General features: G+C 58.2%; 17 protein-coding genes and 1 pseudogene. 11 read left to right on the forward strand and 7 right to left on the reverse strand.

What is annotated here, in order from left to right:
• The 4 genes and pseudogenes from E5K03_RS14075 to glpK all read right to left on the reverse strand — a co-directional run.
• Positions 1–541 (reverse strand): annotated as a pseudogene (locus tag E5K03_RS14075) (hypothetical protein); the annotation flags it as partial.
• A 225-nt stretch (positions 542–766) separates the two neighbouring features.
• Positions 767–1,942, reverse strand: coding sequence for a Cdc6/Cdc18 family protein (locus tag E5K03_RS14080; protein ID WP_138007435.1), 1,176 nt, complete (start codon positions 1,940–1,942; stop codon positions 767–769).
• Positions 1,943–2,064: 122 nt separating this feature from the next.
• On the reverse strand, positions 2,065–3,114 hold the full coding sequence (locus E5K03_RS14085) for a hypothetical protein (RefSeq protein ID WP_138007436.1): 1,050 nt from the start codon (positions 3,112–3,114) through the stop codon (positions 2,065–2,067).
• A 2-nt stretch (positions 3,115–3,116) separates the two neighbouring features.
• On the reverse strand, positions 3,117–4,655 hold the full coding sequence (glpK, locus tag E5K03_RS14090; RefSeq protein ID WP_138007437.1) for a glycerol kinase GlpK: 1,539 nt from the start codon (positions 4,653–4,655) through the stop codon (positions 3,117–3,119).
• A 300-nt stretch (positions 4,656–4,955) separates the two neighbouring features.
• On the opposite strand from glpK, the gene glpA reads away from it, so the two are divergent.
• From glpA to E5K03_RS14105, 3 genes are read left to right on the forward strand one after another with little or no spacing between them, the layout of a single operon-like run.
• Positions 4,956–6,710: an anaerobic glycerol-3-phosphate dehydrogenase subunit GlpA gene (glpA, locus tag E5K03_RS14095; protein WP_138007438.1), complete on the forward strand. Its 1,755-nt coding sequence runs from the start codon at positions 4,956–4,958 to the stop codon at positions 6,708–6,710.
• Positions 6,711–7,988: a glycerol-3-phosphate dehydrogenase subunit GlpB gene (glpB, locus tag E5K03_RS14100; RefSeq protein WP_138007439.1), complete on the forward strand. Its 1,278-nt coding sequence runs from the start codon at positions 6,711–6,713 to the stop codon at positions 7,986–7,988.
• A 3-nt stretch (positions 7,989–7,991) separates the two neighbouring features.
• Positions 7,992–9,293, forward strand: coding sequence for an anaerobic glycerol-3-phosphate dehydrogenase subunit C (locus tag E5K03_RS14105; RefSeq protein ID WP_138007440.1), 1,302 nt, complete (start codon positions 7,992–7,994; stop codon positions 9,291–9,293).
• A 129-nt stretch (positions 9,294–9,422) separates the two neighbouring features.
• On the opposite strand, the gene E5K03_RS14110 is transcribed toward E5K03_RS14105, so the two are convergent.
• Positions 9,423–9,929, reverse strand: a complete 507-nt coding sequence (locus tag E5K03_RS14110; RefSeq protein ID WP_138007441.1) for a universal stress protein — start codon at positions 9,927–9,929, stop codon at positions 9,423–9,425.
• Between the two features lie 397 nt (positions 9,930–10,326).
• On the opposite strand from E5K03_RS14110, the gene E5K03_RS14115 reads away from it, so the two are divergent.
• From E5K03_RS14115 to E5K03_RS14140, 6 genes are all read left to right on the forward strand, one after another.
• Complete coding sequence (locus tag E5K03_RS14115; RefSeq protein ID WP_138007442.1) at positions 10,327–11,700, forward strand: CRTAC1 family protein; 1,374 nt, start codon at positions 10,327–10,329, stop codon at positions 11,698–11,700.
• Between the two features lie 70 nt (positions 11,701–11,770).
• Positions 11,771–13,192, forward strand: coding sequence for a glycerate kinase type-2 family protein (locus E5K03_RS14120; RefSeq protein ID WP_138007443.1), 1,422 nt, complete (start codon positions 11,771–11,773; stop codon positions 13,190–13,192).
• Positions 13,193–13,260: 68 nt separating this feature from the next.
• The gene (locus E5K03_RS14125) at positions 13,261–13,452 is read left to right on the forward strand and encodes a DUF7576 family protein (protein WP_138007444.1); all 192 of its coding nucleotides are present in this window, start codon (positions 13,261–13,263) and stop codon (positions 13,450–13,452) included.
• Between the two features lie 58 nt (positions 13,453–13,510).
• Positions 13,511–14,236: a ribosome assembly factor SBDS gene (locus E5K03_RS14130; RefSeq protein ID WP_138007445.1), complete on the forward strand. Its 726-nt coding sequence runs from the start codon at positions 13,511–13,513 to the stop codon at positions 14,234–14,236.
• A 117-nt stretch (positions 14,237–14,353) separates the two neighbouring features.
• A complete protein-coding gene (hflX, locus tag E5K03_RS14135; protein WP_138007446.1) occupies positions 14,354–15,649 on the forward strand; it encodes a GTPase HflX in 1,296 nt (431 codons plus the stop codon).
• A gap of 99 nt (positions 15,650–15,748) precedes the next feature.
• Positions 15,749–16,909, forward strand: coding sequence for a CobW family GTP-binding protein (locus E5K03_RS14140; protein WP_138007447.1), 1,161 nt, complete (start codon positions 15,749–15,751; stop codon positions 16,907–16,909).
• A gap of 12 nt (positions 16,910–16,921) precedes the next feature.
• Here the strand turns inward: E5K03_RS14140 and E5K03_RS17775 are convergent, their stop codons facing one another.
• Positions 16,922–17,056 (reverse strand): hypothetical protein, encoded by a 135-nt coding sequence (locus E5K03_RS17775; protein ID WP_265338740.1) that lies wholly within the window; start codon positions 17,054–17,056, stop codon positions 16,922–16,924.
• Positions 17,057–17,324: 268 nt separating this feature from the next.
• Here E5K03_RS17775 and E5K03_RS17315 point away from each other — a divergent pair, with 268 nt between their 5' ends.
• Both E5K03_RS17315 and E5K03_RS14145 read left to right on the forward strand, forming a co-directional pair.
• The gene (locus tag E5K03_RS17315; RefSeq protein WP_171006704.1) at positions 17,325–17,477 is read left to right on the forward strand and encodes a hypothetical protein; all 153 of its coding nucleotides are present in this window, start codon (positions 17,325–17,327) and stop codon (positions 17,475–17,477) included.
• A 50-nt stretch (positions 17,478–17,527) separates the two neighbouring features.
• Entirely contained in the window at positions 17,528–17,767 is a 240-nt protein-coding gene (locus E5K03_RS14145) for a hypothetical protein (protein ID WP_138007448.1), read from the forward strand.
• A gap of 160 nt (positions 17,768–17,927) precedes the next feature.
• Here E5K03_RS14145 and E5K03_RS14150 read toward each other — a convergent pair whose 3' ends face one another.
• A complete protein-coding gene (locus tag E5K03_RS14150) occupies positions 17,928–19,088 on the reverse strand; it encodes a glutathione-independent formaldehyde dehydrogenase (RefSeq protein ID WP_138007449.1) in 1,161 nt (386 codons plus the stop codon).
• Between the last annotated feature and the right edge of the window lie 64 nt (positions 19,089–19,152).

Consider the following 19,152-nt stretch of genomic DNA (forward strand, 5'->3'; position numbering starts at 1 on the left):
TCGGTTTGGTTGTGTCAGAATCTTCAGTCGGTTTGGTTGTGTCAGAATCTTCAGTCGGTTTGGTTGTGTCAGAATCTTCAGTCGGTTTGGTTGTGTTAGAATTCTCAGTTACTTCAGCTGCTTCGGCTGCTTCGGTTATGTCAGAATTCTCAGCTACTTCAGCTGCTTCGGCTGCTTCGGCTGTGTCAGAATTCTCAGCTACTTCAACTGCTTCGGTTGACTTGTCTGAGCTGGTTGATATCGCCGAATCAACTGCCTCGGCAGCGTCGATATCGTCCTCGTCGGTGCCGTCTGATTTTGATCCAGTCTCTTTTTCAGACGATTCGTTTCGTTCGTCTCCGCGGACAGAAAATAACCCAAATAAACCACTCAGTGCGATCGTGCTGGCGAGTGGATCGCTAGTAGTTGCGGTTGCCGCTGCCGAAACGAGAATCCCCGTGCTGGCCGCCGTTGCAATACGACACGCAAAGGGCCGATCAGTCCACACGTCATCGTTCAAGTGGCGGTGAATTACCCACGCCAACTGCGAACGGTTACTCATATACAGTACCCACGCGAAAGAGCGAATAAATTTGTGGCCAAAACTATCCAACGTGATAATTAGCTCTGCCAGCGAAACTCCGTTTGCGTGTCGGGCGATCTAGACACTCCAAACAGTGTGGGTGAGTAGAACACAGCCAGCACGCTCACGCTTCGGGGGTGTGTCTTGACGGTGACGTCCGCGAGCACACAGACGATACGGACCGAACAGAGGCGTGTGTCAGCGTTACACGCCAGAATCGATGAGATACAAAAACGGTATTGTCGGGAATCGGAACTCGATCCGGGATGGGGGCCGACCGATGTCGTTATCTCGGGCGGTTTTGACCCGTTCGGTGATTCCCGCCTCTGCTAGTTCGTAGACGAGTCGTTCCACAGTCGCTGCAGTGAGCTCAATATCAGTTTCGACGATTGCTTCGGTCGCCGAACCCACACTATCGAGTGACTCCGGCGACAGTGCGACCAGCCGGCGTAATACCGCCAGACGGCTTTCAGACAGCGAAAGGACTCGCCCAAGCGAGACACACGGTTGCGGAACGTTTTCAATCGCCGACGTGAGATATTGGTCAGTCACGTTCTCTGCGTTCGATCGATCCGCTTCGATTACTGCCCCAAAGACGGCCGCAAGGGCGTCGTGTGCGTCGCCGTTAGCCCACGTTGCTACTGTTCGAAGCTGCTCGTGGGCGATTGCGTTCCGGACGAGACTGTCTGAGAGCCGAGTGGTGAGTATTTCGATGAGCGCGTGGCTCCGATAGGCGTCGAAGCGTTTGACTTCGATCGGATCGTCCGCGTCGATTCCGATCGACTGAGGCGGATCTCTTCCAATTAGAACGACGGATATCGTCGCGCTAATCGACGAGAGTGTCTCTCGGAGCGTGTCGAACGGTTGGGTTTCCGGCTCGCCAATGTGGTCAACGGCGATCACCGCCCCGCGTTGGACGGGTTCTAACGCGGACTCAAGTTTGTTTCTCACCCACTCGGTCCCGATGCCGTGTTTCGGTACCGACTCGTCGACTAACTGATCAAGGATCGATCGGTACAGCGAAAACGCGGTCGTTGCCTGCCGAGAGTCGACATAAACAAAGTCGAACACCCGGGCATAGTCGACCCGCGTCGACGTGTGAATCGGCTCGTTTCGAGCGGTTCGAATCCGATTGAACCCTCGAAACAGCGCTGTGATGACCGCACTTTTTCCGCTGCCTTTCGGTCCCCATACGTAGAGATCCGATGGAACGACACCCGAAAGTGCCGGATCTAATTCATCGAGGAGCTGTTCGAGCATCGACCCCTGACCGGTCGGCTCGTCGGGGTGATACAACGGACTCAGCGGCTCGTAATCGAGCACCAGCTGCGGATCCGAACCGAGCTGTCTGCGGCGGGCGATTCGATCGTCAATATCCATTTGTCAGTGTGTGTCTGGGTTTCCGAATTGTGGCGGTTCTGTAGGTGGGGTAGATCCGACGCACCCCAGGTACTCAGATACGGTACAACTGCATCTCAACAACGAAACGGGAGGGAAGGCGTTTAGACGTACCCGGCGTTCGGGATGACGCCTGCGATGTGGAGAATCGCGATAATGACCATAGCCAACGCGATCGCCATCGCCGGTGGGTCAACGTGTGTCCCGCCATGCGCGTAGAAGATACGCTGGGTGACCTCGCCGAAGAGGCCGCTGATTGCGCCGAACACGCCGGCTGCGAGCAGCGCGACGACGCTCCCTGCGATCGGGTCGACGACTACGGCGCCGACCGCGCCGATAAGGGTGATGTGGTGCGTCACCGGGATCTTCTCGACGCCGAGCTGTAAGAACAGCAGGCTGATCGCGGAGATGGCGTACCCGAGGAAGATGCTCCCCGTCTGCAGCCAGATGTACCCGCCGAGGATACCGCCGACGAGGCCGATTGCGGTGACGCCCGACCACTTGTACTGGTGCGGGAGCCATGGCTCGGTCGCCGGACGACCAGCGTGTTCCTCAGCTCCGCTGTCGGCCTTGGGATGGTCCTCGCCGCGCTCGAACGGCGACATGTCGAGAAGTCCGTCGCCCGCGGGCTTCCCGATAATCGGGTAGCCGAACGCGACCCGCGCGATGAGCGCGCTCAACACGACTGTCAGCGCGATCGAGTCGGTTAAGCCGGTGCCGCTCACCACGAGCAGGCTCCCGGAGAGCTGGTTGATCAGGACGCCGACCACGCCGAAGACGGCGCCGACGGCGAGGATGTCCGGCTTGGTGCCGAACGCGTACGTGATGTCTTTCCCGAAGTGGTAGCCGCCGTCAGCGGGGTTCATTTCAGGGTACTTTTTGCCGGCGTACGCCGAGGCAGCCACACCGCCCGCGAAGGCGATGTGCGGGCCGGTAATCGCACCGAACCCAATAACCCCGGTCACACTAACTGCGGGATCACCAGCGATTAAGAGCCCCTCACCGAGGAAGACGAGAAAGCCCGTGAAGATGAACGCCGGCAGTGCGCCGATGGCGGCGCCGAACGCTCCGCCGGCCAGGGCGGTGATGAGGAGGAGGACGAACGCCTCGACCTCCATCCCGATTATGGGAACCTGCAGGAGTGCATCATACATTCTTATTCGCCTCCGTCGCGGGCCCAGTCAAGCGACCGCTCGACCGCTTCGTTCCAGCGCCCGTAGCGCTCGTCGGCATCCACACCGGATTTCGCCTCGAAGCTCCGATCGATCTGCCAGTTGTCCCGCAGTTCATCAATCGTGTCCCAGTAGCCGACCGCGAGCCCAGCGGCGTACGCCGAGCCCAGCGCGGTCGTCTCGTCGACAACCGGCCGAACGATGTCGGTGTCGATAATGTTTGCCTGCAGCTGACACAGGAAGTTGTTCTTGACTGCACCGCCGTCGACGCGAAGGCTGCCCAGCTCGATGCCGGAGTCTTCGACCATCGCCTCGGCGACGTCGCGGGTCTGGAACGCGATCGATTCGAGCACCGCACGGACGAGGTGCTCGCGGCGGGTACCGCGGGTCATGCCGACGACCGTCCCGCGAGCGCGCTGATCCCAGTGTGGTGCACCGAGCCCGGCGAAGGCTGGGACGAAGTAGACGCCATCGGTTGAATCAACACTGCGAGCGAGCTTTTCGGACTCGGCAGCGTTGTCGATGAGCGTCATGTCTTCGAGCCACTCGATCGCCGCACCAGTGATAAAGATCGCACCCTCAAGCGCGTACTGAACCGGCTCGCCAGATCGCTGGAAGCCGACCGTGGTGAGCAAGCCGTGTTCGCTCATGACGGCCTCGTCGCCGGTGTTCATGAGCATGAATGAACCGGTGCCGTAGGTGTTTTTCGCGTCTCCGGCGTCGAAACAGGTCTGACCGAACAGCGCTGCCTGCTGGTCACCGAGTGCGCCCGCGACAGGCACTTCAGCGCCGAGGAAGCCGTCCGGATCTGTCGAACCGTAGGTTTCTTCATCCGACGATGGACGAACCTCTGGCAGGGTCGCTGCCGGGACGTTGAACTCTTCGAGGAGTTCCTCGTCCCAGTCCATCTCGTGGATGTTGAAAAGCATCGTCCGCGAGGCGTTCGTCACGTCGGTGATGTGGTTCCCGGTGAGATTGTAGATCACCCACGTATCGATCGTCCCGAACAGAATTTCACCGTCCTCTGCGCGCTCTCGAACGTCCTTTGGGCGCGAGCGCTGGAGCTTGATCGGATCGGTGTTGTCGAGCAGCCACTCGGCTTTCGTTGCCGAGAAGTACGCGTCGGGCTCAAGACCGGTCTTCTGTTGGACCTCGTCTTTTTTTCCGTCCGCTTCGAGCTTTTCGATCCGGTCTGTGGTCCGCCGGTCCTGCCAAACGATCGCATTCCCGATCGGCCGGCCGGATTCTGCGTCCCACATTACCGTCGTCTCACGCTGGTTCGTGACGCCGAGCGCCTCGAGCTGATCAGCGTCGATCAGCGCGTCGTCGAGCGCGGTGTTAATGACGGATTTCGTGTTCTCCCAGATCTCCATTGCGTCATGTTCAACCCATCCCGGGTTGGGATAGATCTGTTCGTGTTTTTCGTAGGCGTTGGCGATCACTTTCCCGCTGTGATCAAATACCATGAACCTCGTGCCTGTTGTCCCCTGGTCTATCGCTCCGACGTACGTGTCGTCTGTCATACGTATATCACCATTCTGATGCGGGCATGCTCCGGGCGTCCGGAATTCTTTATTGGTGCTCCCGCGTCATCAGTAAACACTATAGACAACCATGATAAAACTTTCTCCTTCTGCATGATTAACCGATATCTTCTGTGCATTTTTGCAGCTTGAAGGCAAATATGGCCGGCGAATATTGGAGAATTCCACTGCCAGCGCCGAATTTTTGTGTGTGATTATTACGCACAGACTAAATTTTTACCCTTAGTTCCGGTCGGCAGATAAAGTAAAGTGTATCGGGCCCAAGATGGAATTGAACCAATGACTGACACGCCACACGTCCTCGTAATCGGCGGCGGGTCAACGGGTTGCGGTATCACCCGAGACCTTGCTATGCGGGGATTCGAGGTAACCCTCGTTGAAAAGGGTAACCTCACGCACGGGACGACCGGACGCATGCACGGGTTGTTACACAGTGGAGGTCGGTACGCGGTGTCTGACCAGGCCAGCGCAACCGAGTGTATCGAGGAAAATCGGGTGTTACGCGACATTGCCAGCCACTGTGTCGAAATGACTGGTGGACTGTTCGTACAGCGCCCCGAAGATGACGACGAGTACTTCCAAAAGAAACTCGAGGGGTGTCGAGAGTGCGGCATTCCCGCAGAAGTACTCTCGGCCGAAGAAGCCCGCGAGATAGAGCCGTACCTCGCGACTGACATTAAGCGAGCGATCAAGGTTCCAGACGGCGCGATCGATCCATTCCGGCTCTGTGTAGCAAACGCTGCGAGCGCCCAAGAACACGGTGCACGGATCGAAACACATGCAGAGGTGATCGACGTACTCGTCGAAGACGACGAGGTAGTCGGTATCGAGGTCAAACACGATTCGGGACCAGGCAAACGCGAACACAAAACGCCAGGAACGACAGAAAAAATTTACGCGGACTACGTTGTGAGCGCGACGGGCGCGTGGGCAGGTCAGATCGGCGAGATGGCTGGCGTTGATGTTGAAGTTCGTCCCTCGAAGGGAGTGATGACGATCATGAACTCCCGTCAAGTCGACACAGTCGTCAACCGCTGTAAACCGAAGGGTGACGCCGACATCGTCGTCCCACACGAAACGACGTGCATTCTTGGAACAACAGACATCGAGGTTGAGGATCCCGAAGATTACCCTGAAGAGCAATGGGAGGTCGATCATATGATCGACACCCTCTCAGAGCTCGTCCCGATGTTGAATGATGCCCGAACGATCCGATCGTTCTGGGGTGTCCGACCGCTGTATGAGCCGCCGGGAACCGGAACAGATGATCCAACCGACATCACGCGGGATTTCTTCCTATTGGATCACGAGGAGCGCGATGGCCTCTCGGGGATGACCTCGATCGTCGGTGGGAAGTTTACGACCTATCGGATGATGGCCGAAAAGATCACCGACCACGTCTGCGAGCAGTTCGGGATCGACGCCGAATGTCGAACCGCCGACGAACCGCTGCCGGGCAGCGACGATTTCTCTGTATTGCGCGATTACATGGATGAGTTCGGACTGCGATCGCCGATCGGTCGCCGCAGCGTCCAGCGACTCGGCTCGCGGGCTGACGAGGTGTTGAAAACCGGTGAGCCGAATCCGGTGGTCTGTGAGTGTGAAGCGGTCACACGTGCGGAAATCCAGGATGCGATCGAGCAATCTGGCTCCGACCTCAACGCGGTTCGAATTCGCACGCGCGCGTCCATGGGTAACTGCCAGGGGGCATTCTGCTGTCAGCGAATGGCTCACGAGTTGTACCCGAACTACGACGAGGAGACGGCCTACTCGGCGTTCGACGAATTGTTTCAGGAACGCTGGAAGGGTGAGCGACATGCGCTGTGGGGCCAACAGCTCTCGCAGGCCATGTTGAAGTACAGTCTCCACTCGACGACAATGAACGCCGATCACGATGCGGTGCGAACCGGCGATGCGATCGATTTTGCGGCCTTCGATGGCGGAACCGACGCCGCCAGCGAATCTGGTGCGACCGGTGCGGCTGCAACCGACGGTGGCATCAGCTCTCCCGGCTCGAACGGAGGTGACCAGTAGGTGGCGATCCACGAGGACGTGTTGGTCATCGGTGGCGGTATCGCTGGAACGACCGCCGCACTCGCGGCCGCAGAGACGGGCGCACAGGTCAGACTCGTCACCCACAAAAAGAGCACGCTCAGACAGGCCAGCGGGCTGATCGACGTGCTCGGTTACGCACCAGACGTCGACGGTCCGGTGAGCGATCCCTTCGCTGCGATCGAGAGCCTTCCAGAGGGCCATCCGTACCAGCTCCTCGGGGAAACGGCGATCCGTGGCGGTCTCACCGTTTTCGACGAGGCAGTCGGCGAGGCCTACGAGGGCAGCCACACGGACACGAACGCGCTGCTTACGACGAGCGGCGGCGCGATCAAGCCGACGAGTCGATACCCAACCTCTACTGCAGCGGGACTCGTGAGCGATGATCGCGCGATGTTGATTGTCGGCTTCCGGTCGTTGACGGATTTCGACGGTGAACTCGTCGCAGATCATCTCGCCGCGGCTGGGGTTCCCTTCTCAGTCGACGGTGTCGAGATCGAGGTCCCCGGATCGTATCGCGCTGACTCGCGGGTGACCCGGATTGCAAACGCGCTCGATTTGAACAAAGACCTCGACTATGAGGGCAGAGCGCTCCCCGCTCGTGAGGCGTTCGCGGAAGTAATCAAACCGCATCTGGGAGACGCCGATCGGGTTGGGCTGCCGGCCGTGCTCGGCGACGATCACGCAGATGAAGTTCGCGCTGATCTCGAGCGACACCTTGGTGCAGCGGTGTTCGAACTCCCGATGGGGCCGCCAAGCTATCCGGGGCTGCGGCTCGAAGACATACTGTTCGACGCCCTCGATGAAGCGGGGGTCCGACTGAGTGATGGCAACCCAGCAGTCGGGTACGAGGCAGACGGCGATGCGATCGACGCAATCATTGTTGACCAGATGAACAAAGAGGTTCCCTACAGCGCCGAACAGGTAGTCCTCGCAACCGGCGGCTTAGTCGGCAAGGGAATCGACTCCGACCGCGAGGGCGTTCGCGAACCAGTGTTTGACTGTCACGTCCCGCACCCGGACGATCGCTACGACTGGTTCGTTGACGACGCCTTCGGCGAGCATCCGTTTGCGAAGTTCGGCGTACAGATCGACGAGGCGTGTAAACCACTTGACGGCGACGGAGTTCCGGAGTTTTCGAACCTTCGAGCAGCCGGCGGCGTCGTCGGTGGGGTCGACAGAACGGCAGAGAAATCAAAAAGCGGCGTCTCGCTGGCGACCGGCTATGTGGCTGGTACTGCGGCTGGGGAGGCGATCTAATACATGAGCGACGCAGAATCACCAAGCGACTTCGATCCAACGGCACAGTCATTCGAGCCAGTCCAGGTCTTCCCGAATAACGAGGATATGGATCTGCGCCCGGGCGCAGATAACTGCTACAAGTGTACAGCCTGTGACACGTCATGTCCGGTCGCGGAGGTCGACGAGGACTTCCCAGGACCGAAGTTCCAGGGTCCAGAGCAGTGGCGACTGAAACGAAAAGAAGACCAGGCGGTCGACGACTCGATCATGTCGTGTTCGAATTGTATGCGGTGTGACAATGCTTGTCCGTCGAGCGTTCCGCTCAGTCAGATGCACAACACCGCCCGTGGAGAGTACGTCTCAGAAGAGATGAATAAACTCTCCCAGGAGTACATCCGCAACCGGATCCTGGCGAACTATCGCTTTTTCGCCAAGATCGGCAGCAAGGTACCGCGGCTCTCCTCGGCAATTATGGGCAACAGACTCGTCCGCGAAATCAACGAACGGATCCTTGGGCTTCCCGCCGAGCGGGAGTTCCCCGCGTTCGCGACCGAGACGTTCCGCGAGTGGTGGAGCAACCGCGGCGGCCCGAAGGTCCGATCGGAGGACAAGCGCGTTGCGTATTTCCACGGCTGTTACTCGAACTTCAACACCCCTGAGGTCGGCAAGGCGATGGTTCGGGTGTTCGAGTCGTTCGGCTACGAGGTCGTCGTTCCAAAGCAGGGCTGTTCGGGAACACCAATGTTTGCAAACGGGATGCTCGATGATGCGAAACGCGAGGCGGGCATCACCGTCGAGAACTTCTCGGGGCTCATCGATGAGGGCTACGACGTGATCGCCTCCTGTACCTCCTGTTCAATGTCGCTGAAACAGGAATATCCAGAGCTGTTCAGCATGGATGGGATCGAAGACCTCTCTGCGCATACCTATGAAGCGATGGAGTACCTCCGAATTCACGAGGACCTCCACAGTGCGATCGAAGACGCATCCGTTGACGAGCAGGCGTACGCCTACCACGCGCCGTGTCACGCGCGGAACCAGGGGCTCGATCGCCAGGCTGTCGAGCTGTTCCGCGATCTCGATGGCGTCATCATCGAGGATGTGGGTGACTCCTGTTCGGGTATCTCTGGAACCTACGGCTGGAAGAAAGAAAAGTACGAAAACTCGATGAAGATCGGCGAGGAGATGTTCGACCACATGGAGCACGCGACCGGCGATGTCGGGATGACTGAGTGTCCGACGTGTTCGATGCAGATGGAACACGGTACCGGCTACGACATCAAACATCCCCTGCAACTTCTCGAAGAGGCGCTTGTCCAGTAACGATCGACGCTCTCGTCTCTGTTTTTGCGGTTGCGGGATCTGCGATTATTCTGAAAGTGAATTGGCGAATTGTCGAGTATCGTCGGTTGAAATAAAAGTGATATACAAAAATACCAGCGCATACTGCTGTTATTTTTCACTGGTTTCGGCTGCACTGACCGTAAGCACGGGTACGTCGGCAAACCTGACGATTTTCTCGGTGACACTCCCGATGACGTATCGCTGCATTCCCGATCGGCCGTGTGTACTCATCACGATCATATCGATTCCGGCATTGTCAACATACTCGAGTATCGTTTCGTAGGGTGAGCCGAACCGGACCGCAGTCTCCGTTTCGACGCCCTCGAATTGTTTGGCAACGGTAGTGACGATTTCAGTCCCCTCGTCTTCGAGGTCCTCACGCCCTGTGGGCCGGCTACCGACCATTCCCGACGCATCTTCCGTTGGAGCTCCAACCATCCCAGGACCACCCTCAAAATCAAGATTGCTGGCCAAGCCAATCCCTATGTGTTCGCTATCGATCACGTACAGCACGTGAACGGTTGCGTCATGCTGTTTGGCCTGGTTTTGAGCGTGCTCAATTGCTGATTCTGCGATCGAACTCCCGTCTGTTGGGTAGAGGATTTTGTCGTACATGCATATCACCGAGCGTTCTAATATTGTACAACTACCTGAAAAAGTGTGTTGGAAGTTATCACACTTTGTGACGGTCTATACCCAAAATTCGTGATTAAATCGGGTGTTTGGCGAGATCTTGACTCTGTTCGACCATTGGATGAGTACAGAAATTCTGATATGGTATATGATATTTTTGGCCGCCCAGCGAATTTCTGCTCTCCAGCGTAGGTGCAGTTGCGATGCACCAACATGGTAAAAACTGCAAACACCCACTCGGATTTTCGCGCTCGTAGTGCACACTTTTTGATCCAAATAAGGTACTTTGTTTGATAACACTCTTTTGCAGGTTTCGGTCTGAAAACCTGTAGGTACGCCGACCCATGCGTTCAAATACGGCGAACGATTGAAAGAGTGTATGTTCGTCGATCGGTCCGAACGGTTGGGCGAGAACCCGCCGATGAAAGGCTATGGGGTCGCGGTGACTCCCGGTGCCGATGGACCGATGCTGTTCGTCACGGGCTTTGGCTGTCCGAACCGGTTGTACACGTTCGATGGCCGCAGGATCCGCGATCGCGGCTGTGGCATTCTTGCGGACCCCGATCGTCGAGCAATCGGCGTTGCAGCCGCTGACGTCGACGCCGACGGTAAAGAGGAGATATACGTCCACAATACCGACGCCTACGGCGGTTACACGGACAACGGCGATATGCTCCTCGATCGGATTGCGCACGATGAGCGAGAATTGTGGTGTGACGTCTTCGGGCTGGATGTAAACTACGATCGTGGTAACTTCCACGCCGGGCGATCGGTCGCGGCGGTCGATCGGTTTGGGACCGGTCGATACGGTATGTTAGTCGCCTGCTACGGTGTCCCTTCACGGTTTTACGAACTCGGGGACGACGGTGAGCTTACCGACATGGCAGACGCTGTTGGGCTGCGATTCACTGATGGCTGTCGGTCCGTCATTGCCGGGCCGATCGTCTCCGAGTCGATGGATGTCTTTGTGGGTGCCGAGCGCGGACCAAACCGACTGTTCAGAAACGACAACGGTCACTTCGTCGACATCGCCGAAGCGTTCGGGCTAACAGATAAGGCGGGAAATGCAAGAGGAGCGGCGCTGTTGGATAACACTGCTGGCGGATTTGACATCGCAGTCGGTAACTGGGAAGGCCCCTGTCGGTTGTTTACCAGAGAGGGCGATCGGTTCCGCGAAACCGCGCCAGACGCACTGATCGGCTCCGAGCGCGTGAGGAATCTCGTCGTTGCTGATTTTGACAACGACGGCCGCCAGGAACTGTTCGTCAACGCGATCGGGGCGGAGAACCGCCTCTTTCAGTGGGAGAACCGACGGCTCGAAGCGATCGACCCCGGCGACGCGTTCGAACCACGGGGGCTCGGAACCGGCGCCACCGTTGCGGATATCGATGGAGACGGAACGCTTGAGCTGATCGTAGTTCACGGCGAAGTCTCCGCCCAACCGCTGTCGCTATTTTCGGTCCCAAACGACAATCGCTGGCTCCGGGTGCGACCAACCACACAGTACGGCGCTCCAGCTCGGGGCGCGCTCGTGGAGATGGAGACGACTGCCGGAACCCACCGCCGCGTGATCGACGCCGGGAGTAGTTACCTTTGTCAGGCCGAACCTGTCGCCCATTTCGGACTCGGAACCGATCGAACCCCGCTGTCAGTGACCGTCCGATGGCCCGACGGCCGGACACGGACGATCGACAATCCCAACGCGTGTTCCGAGCACACGATCCCACACCCGCTTTCGCCGCCGGGAAGGTAGATCGATCGCCCAAGAGCAGGTAGATCGCTCGCCCAAGAGGTATTTGTTGTCCTGTAACGTACTCCGTCGCATGAGCGACTCGACACGGGATAGCGCATCTCGCGAGCGTCGCCGAGAGATCGCCGGACGCTGTTTGTCTGCGGGAATCGCCGCTGCCCATCCCGACCGAGTTGTCCGTGATCACGTTTCGATATCCGAAGGCAAGGATACGCTGACGCTCCAATCCAGTGACGAGACGGAAACAATCGACCTCACTGCGTTCGATCGGCTCATACTCGTCGGCGGTGGGAACGCCGCTTCGCAGGTCGCTCGGGAGGTAGAGTTGATCCTCGGTGACCGTCTTTCGGCTGGCATTGTTGTCACAGACGATCCGGTGGAGTGCGATCGGACCACAGTGCTTGCTGGCGGGCACCCACTCCCCACGGAAACAGGCGTCGAGAGCGCAACGCAGGTGCTCGATTGGGTTCGCGAAGCCGACGAACGAACAATCGTCCTCGCCGTCGTGACTGGCGGAGCGAGTGCAGTGTTGGCCGTCCCGGCTGAAGACATCTCCGTGGGGGCACTTCAGGAGACGACAACCGCGTTGCTCGAAAGCGGGGCGACGATCGACGAGATCAATGCGGTCCGCAAACACCTCTCGGCGATCAAAGGGGGTCGACTCGCAGCGGCAGCCGCGCCGGCCACAGTTCGGGTGATCGTTCTCAGTGACGTCGTTGGCAACGATCTCACGACGATCGGCAGCGGGCCGTTCGAGCCTGACCCGACGACCTACGCCGACGCGATCGAGGTGCTCGAACAGTACGACCTCTCGGTACCCGATGCGGTCCAATCACACCTCGAAGCTGGTGCGGCGGGGTCGCTCTCGGAGACCCCAAAGCTAGGAGCGAACTGCTTCGATCGGGTTCGGACGCACATCATCGCCGACGGGATGACCGCGATGCGGGCGGCCGCATCGGTTGCCGAAAAAGCCGGTTACGAGCCGTTAGTGTTATCGGCGCGGATTCGTGGAGAGGCACGAGAAGCCGCAAAGACCGCTGTTGGGATCGCCGAAGAGTCGCTAGCCACGGGAGTCCCAATCGGTCCACCGGCGGCGATCATCTCTGGCGGGGAGACAACCGTGACCGTTGAGTCCGCGAACATATCAAATCGAAATACAGCGTCGAAGGGCATAGGCGGGCCGAACCAGGAGTTTGCCCTCTCGGCGGCGATCGAACTCGGCGACGAACCGATCACCGTAGGTGCAATCGACACCGACGGAATCGACGGCCCGACCGACGCGGCTGGCGCGATTGTCGACGAAGCAACCGTCAGTGATCGTGGGTCGATCGACGGAGATGAACACACGAGCAGGATCGATCGGTCGACAGCGATCGCAGCTCTTCGTGAGCACCGTGCGTACGGCGCGCTGGACGACGCAGATGCGCTGTATCGATGCGGTCCAACGGGAACCAACGTCAATGATCTACGAGTCGTACTCGTCGAGACGGATTGATCGTCGCGAAACTGTCACATCTGCCGAGTTGGATGGGTTCAAGTAAGCGCGGCGTCGACCCTGTTTGTATGGTTGATCTGACGTCCGATCTGGGCGAGGACGTAGATGAAACGAACGCCCCAACGTGTGCAGCGTGCGGTGAACCGATTATCCAGGAACCGACTCATCGAGTCGTGACTCGAATCGAAGACGGCATCGCGACCCATACTCACTTTTGTGATGATGCCTGCCGAGCTACCTGGAACGACAAATCCAATTGAGGAGGTCCTCCGGCGATCCCGGGTAGCGTTTTTATCCCCGGAGGGGGTATCTCGTGATATGATTTCCCTTGAGGACGCGGTGACAGCACGGTTAGAGTCTCACGGCGCGCGATTTGAGGTGTTGGTCGATCCAGATGCAGCGCTATCGATCAAACGCGGGGAGTTCGACGGGGAGCTTTCGGATGTGATCGCCGCTGAGGACGTCTTCGAAGACGCCTCACGCGGCGATCGACCCGCCGAAGCCGATCTTGAAAAGGTATTCGACACGACCGATCCGCTGGAGATAATTCCGGAAGTCATCACACGCGGGGAGATCCAGATCACAGCCGAGCAGCGACGCGAGATGCAAGAGCAGAAGCGAAAGAGCCTCATTAACACGATCACGCGAAATGCGGTCAATCCACAGATGGATAACGCACCGCACCCGCCAGAGCGGATCGAACGGGCGCTTGAAGAAGCAGGCTTTCAGGTCGATCCGATGGAACCGGTCGAAAACCAGGTCGACGACGCGCTCGACGCGCTGCGGCCGGTTATCCCCATCCGATTCGAGGAGGTGACGATCGCTGTTCAGGTCGAGGCCGAGCAAGCCGGTAGCGCCCAGGCACAGATCCGCCAGTACGGCGATCTCGAGCGCGAAGAGTGGCAAAGCGACGGATCGTGGGTTGGCGTATTGACTTTCCCCGCAGGTCTGCAAAACGACTTCTACGACATGGTTAATGACATCACGAGCGGACAGGCCGAAACACGCGTCATCAAGGATAAAGACGAACTCAGTACGCGCTGACTCGTTGGTGTGGTCTGCGGTAGCATTCGCGGGCCGGATTTAAGTCTGTCCGCCGGCTAGCTTCAACTCAACAGTGCAGGCTATCCGTACACTTCCGATCGACGCGGGTGAGACGTTGTGAGAGCGATCGTCGCCAAACGCACAGACGCAGGAACACCCGATCTCACCGAGATCCACGATCTTGCGGTCGCGGCCGGCTACGTTGTCGTCGGCGAACTCACCCAGACGCGTCAAGAGGATCCCGGCTACGTCTTCGGGGAAGGCAAGGTCGAAGAACTTGCCGCGCTTGCGGCCGACACCCGCGCTGGCGCGGTGATCATTGACAACGAGGTCGGCCCGTACCAGATGTACAATATCGGGCGAGCGATGCCCGATGGCGTCGAGGTGATCGATCGGTTCACGCTTATTCTCGAAATCTTCGGTCAGCGTGCGAACACGCGAAAAGCCCAATTGCAGGTCGAACTCGCCGAACTTCGCTACGAACTCCCCCGAGCAGAGGCCAAAGCCAGCCTCGCAAAGCGCGACGAGCGCCCCGGGTTCATGGGACTCGGCGAGTACGATGAGAGCCGCGAGAACGACATCAAGGCTCAGATCTCGAACATCAAAGCCGAGTTGGATACGATCGGAAAAAAGGAAGAAACCAGACGCGAGCGCCGTCGCGAGTCGGGATTCGATCTAGTGGCACTCGCGGGGTATACGAACGCCGGCAAGTCGACGCTGCTTCGTCGACTAGCCGCAGAACTCGACGTGGACGAAAACGAGGACAAACACCCCGATCTCGACACTGTCGCCGAGTCCAAGGACATGCTGTTTACCACGCTTGGAACCACGACGCGGCGTGCGGAGCTCGATCGCCGCGAGATCCTGCTGACAGATACAGTCGGGTTTATTTCCGATCTTCCCCACTGGCTCGTCGAGTCGTTCCAGTCGACGCTCGATTCCGTCTATCGGGCAGATCTGGTTTTACTCGTTGTCGACGCCAGCGAAGATGTTCAGACGATTCGTGAAAAGCTTGTCACCTGTCACGACACCCTCTACGATCGCAACGAGGCACCGATCGTCACCGTCTTCAACAAGATCGATCGCGTTGACGACGACAAACTCGATCGCAAACTTGCCGCGCTGTCGGGCCTCACTCCGAACCCTGTGACTGTCTCTGGGTTGACCGGTGAGAATGTCGAGTCTCTCCGCGAACGCGTTGAGCGAGAATTGCCCGACTTCGAGCGCGAGCGGTTGTTATTGCCAATGGGCGAGGAGACGATGGGCGTCGTCTCGTGGATCCACGACAACAGTTACGTCATCGACGAATCATACGAAAACGACCACGTTCTCTTGGATTTTGAGGCGCGGCCAACGATCGTCAAGCGCGCCCGCGCGAAAGCAGCAGATCTTCAGCCAGTTGAACGGGCGTAACGCTCCTGACGATTGGCATTTGACGGTTTTCTGCGCCTATCGACCCCGAGGTACCGGCGAAACGAGGATTTACCACGCCGAAAACCGTCGTGTATTATCATGACAGATTCACGCGGAGAGCCACCGACTGAATCAGACGATCGAATTCCGGTGACCGTCGTCAGCGGTGTACTCGGTGCGGGTAAGACGACGCTCGTGAACAACCTCCTGCGAAACGAGCAGGGGTACCGTATCGCGGTGATCGTCAACGACATGGGTGAAGTAAACGTCGACGCTAATCTCTTTGAGCGAGAAAACGAGGACGCTGGCATTGTCGATCTCTCGAACGGCTGTATCTGCTGTCGGCTACAGGACGATCTGTTGACCGAGGCCGAACGGCTCGCAGAGCTTCGGGAGTTCGACTACCTTGTCGTCGAGTCCTCCGGAATCTCCGAGCCGATCCCGGTCGCGCGAACACTCGTCGAAGGGACTGCAGACAGCAATGACCCACGCGAGCGGTTTCGTCTCGATACGACTGTCACCGTCCTCGACAGCTACGGCTTCTGGAAGGAGTTTGATTCAGGCGCGTCGATCCCCGACAGTGACGATCCCGATCGCCCACTCGCGGAGGTGCTCGTCGAGTCGATCGAGTTCTGTGACGTTTTGCTCTGCAATAAAACGGACATGGTCCCGGATGCGGAGATGGATACGATCGAAGCCGCCATCAGGCAACTCCAGCCGCGGGCACACATCGAACGGACGACCTACAGTGAGGTTGATCCCGGGTTGGTGTTAGGAACCGGCCGGTTCGATTTCGAAGAAGCCCGGCGATCGGCCGGCTGGAAAGCACAACTCCGAGAACACCGCCGCGGCGACTATGACGTGGATGCCAACGAGCATGCGACGGGTGGACACAGCCACACGGAAGGTGCGGCCGATGCACACGGAATTGATTCGTTTGTCTACGCTCGCGACCGACCGTTCGATCCCGAAGCGCTTGTCGAGGCACTGGGCGAGCGCGACGACAACGTGATTCGCGCAAAGGGGCTGTGTCACGTCGCCGGCACGGATTCGGTGATCGGAATGAGCCGGGCAGGAGGCGCGATTCAGGCGGGGCCGATCGGCGACTGGGGCGAGGAGTCACCACGGACCGAACTGGTGTTTATTGGCAGCGATATGGACCGCGACGGAGTAACAGAACTGCTCGACAGTTGTCTCACTGAACCAGACGCAGCTGTTGCGGATCCCGTGTCGGTGTTTCCCGTCAGGATCGATCCCTGAACAAACGTTGCCTTAGACCGTCAGATCGTCCTGTAGCTCGTCGAATCCTTCGCTGAAGCCGTAGTTCGATCGCTCCGCACGAAGGTCTGCCATCGCGTCCTGGTAGGTGCGATCGTACTCCAACAGATTCGTCCATCCGTCTGTCATCGCATAGTTGCAGTACTTACACATGGTGTATGGTTACCATCGGGCGGCTATTCATCTTTTCGCGGAGCAGTGGGTTATCGTAGCGGTTGCAATTATTTTTTCACTCCGATTCAGTTACCGCAAGTTCACGCTTTCTCGGACTGCTTTTCCCGGTGCCTGTTGCAAAGAGTTGCAAACGTTACTATAATCTTTGCCGGTGCCCGACAGTGATAACCGAGCAGAAACGCTACAGACGTGGTATGTGCAATCAACTGTCGCACCGAGACGTATGAAACCGACATCAAACGCGATCGACGGCGAACTGACCGGTGAGTGTGAACGCTGTGACTGGTTCGTGGTGCGAGGATCGTATCCAGAACTCGTCAAGGCGTACCACCACCACCTTCGATCGGAACACCCACGGACCTGGCTTCGTCGGTAACTGGTTTCACAGACGATATTACTAATATCGGGGTCGTATTATAATGATATATGCCTGCCAAATCAAGCGGATCGCACCTCTTCGGACACCTCGTGTCACTCATTGCCGCCGGACTGTTGGTTGAGCACATCAACACGTTTTTGCCCTCGTTTGAACAGGTTTCGTACCTTGCGGGATCTGCATTTACTGCAGCGACAGATATCTCGGTGTCTCCCGAGGTGAGCGGAATGTTCCTCATTTCGACCGTGTTGATTTCGCTGTGGGGCGTTGGGTATCACTTTTATCACTAACACGCATTTTCACGCTACGATTCAGAAACTATCGGCTCAGACGCGCGTAAACCGAATATGGTACTATTTCTTACAAAGTGTTGCAAACGCTACTATGGCCTTGCTCGTTTGTCGGATAATAAATGGATGTGGAGGGCCGGGACAGATTGATTTTGCTTGCCTACGGCTCGAGTAAGACCTTCGTTACGCCCTCTTCGCGGTTGTCGAAGGCTTCGTACATTTCCGGTGCCTCATCCAGTCCGACACGGTGAGAGACCACCCAACTTGGGTCTGCTTTTCCGGAGATAATCATGTCACGGAGGTACCGGTTGTAGCTTTTGACGTTACACTGGCCGGTCCCGACCTTCTGGCCCTTCTCGAAGAGCTTCCCGAAGTCGATTCCAAGTCGACCCTGTGCGGCCATGTCGTCCGGTGCACCCGGGTCAGACGGCACGTACAGCCCCGGCACGCCGAGTTGGCCGGTCGGTCTGACGACCTGGATTAGTTGGTTGAGCACAACCGCCGGGTTCTCGCGGGCCGGATCGTAAGCGTCATCGCCCGGATCGGTCTCAGGATCGATCGCCTGGTAGCCGACCGCATCGACACCCTTGTCCACCTCGCCGCCGTGGGCGTCGATGATCTGCTCGACGGGATCGCCCTCCTCAAAGTTGATTGTTGTGGCATTTGCGTGTTCTTCGGCGAGTTCAAGCCGACTAGGGACGCGATCGACGATGTACACCTCCGAGGCACCCTGCAGGTGGGCGCTATAGGCGGCCATCAGTCCGACTGGTCCAGCACCGAAGACGGCGATCGACTCGCCGGGCTGCAAGTCCGCGAGCCGTGTCCCGTGCCAGCCCGTCGGGAAGATATCGGCCAGCAGTGAGAATGAGTCCTCGTGTTCGTCACCTTCTGGCAGCTTCAGCGCGTTGTGGTCAGCGTACGGGACGCGGAGTTTCTCGGCCTGTCCGCCTTTGTACGGTCCCATCGCGACGTAGCCGTACGCACCACCGGCGAATCCGGGGTTGACGTTGGTACAGAAGCCGGTGTAGCCTTCTTCACAGTTCTGACAGAATCCACAAGAAACGTTGAACGGCAAGACAATTCGATCGCCCTCTTCGAGCGTGCTGACGGCGTCACCGGTTTCGGTGACGACCCCCATGTTCTCGTGTCCGAATACGATCCCGGGCTCGGCCGCGGTTCGGCCCTCGTACATGTGGAGGTCCGATCCACAGATACACGTCGTCGTGATGTCGATTACGACGTCGTTTGGATGTTCAATTTTCGGTTCCTCGACCTCCTCTACAGATACCTCGTGTGGGCCCTGATATACGACTGCTCTCATTGACATTTTTTGATCACCGAACGGCAGTTTGTATTAATCATTAATGTTAATTATCTTTTTCTCA

Origin of the sequence: Halalkalirubrum salinum (genome assembly GCF_005543295.1) — an archaeon.
GTDB classification, from domain to species: Archaea; Halobacteriota; Halobacteria; order Halobacteriales; family Haloferacaceae; genus Halalkalirubrum; species Halalkalirubrum salinum.

Coding starts and splice junctions, on each gene's coding strand:
- E5K03_RS14115 (WP_138007442.1), top strand. CDS start 10,327: ATGTTCGTCGATCGGTCCGAACGGTTGGGCGAGAACCCGCCGATGAAA.
- E5K03_RS14145 (WP_138007448.1), top strand. CDS start 17,528: ATGCCTGCCAAATCAAGCGGATCGCACCTCTTCGGACACCTCGTGTCA.
- E5K03_RS14125 (WP_138007444.1), top strand. CDS start 13,261: ATGGTTGATCTGACGTCCGATCTGGGCGAGGACGTAGATGAAACGAAC.
- glpK (WP_138007437.1), bottom strand. CDS start 4,655: ATGACAGACGACACGTACGTCGGAGCGATAGACCAGGGGACAACAGGC.
- glpA (WP_138007438.1), top strand. CDS start 4,956: ATGACTGACACGCCACACGTCCTCGTAATCGGCGGCGGGTCAACGGGT.
- E5K03_RS17315 (WP_171006704.1), top strand. CDS start 17,325: ATGAAACCGACATCAAACGCGATCGACGGCGAACTGACCGGTGAGTGT.
- E5K03_RS17775 (WP_265338740.1), bottom strand. CDS start 17,056: ATGACAGACGGATGGACGAATCTGTTGGAGTACGATCGCACCTACCAG.
- E5K03_RS14140 (WP_138007447.1), top strand. CDS start 15,749: ATGACAGATTCACGCGGAGAGCCACCGACTGAATCAGACGATCGAATT.
- E5K03_RS14150 (WP_138007449.1), bottom strand. CDS start 19,088: ATGAGAGCAGTCGTATATCAGGGCCCACACGAGGTATCTGTAGAGGAG.
- E5K03_RS14080 (WP_138007435.1), bottom strand. CDS start 1,942: ATGGATATTGACGATCGAATCGCCCGCCGCAGACAGCTCGGTTCGGAT.
- E5K03_RS14130 (WP_138007445.1), top strand. CDS start 13,511: ATGATTTCCCTTGAGGACGCGGTGACAGCACGGTTAGAGTCTCACGGC.
- E5K03_RS14085 (WP_138007436.1), bottom strand. CDS start 3,114: ATGTATGATGCACTCCTGCAGGTTCCCATAATCGGGATGGAGGTCGAG.
- E5K03_RS14105 (WP_138007440.1), top strand. CDS start 7,992: ATGAGCGACGCAGAATCACCAAGCGACTTCGATCCAACGGCACAGTCA.
- E5K03_RS14120 (WP_138007443.1), top strand. CDS start 11,771: ATGAGCGACTCGACACGGGATAGCGCATCTCGCGAGCGTCGCCGAGAG.
- E5K03_RS14110 (WP_138007441.1), bottom strand. CDS start 9,929: ATGTACGACAAAATCCTCTACCCAACAGACGGGAGTTCGATCGCAGAA.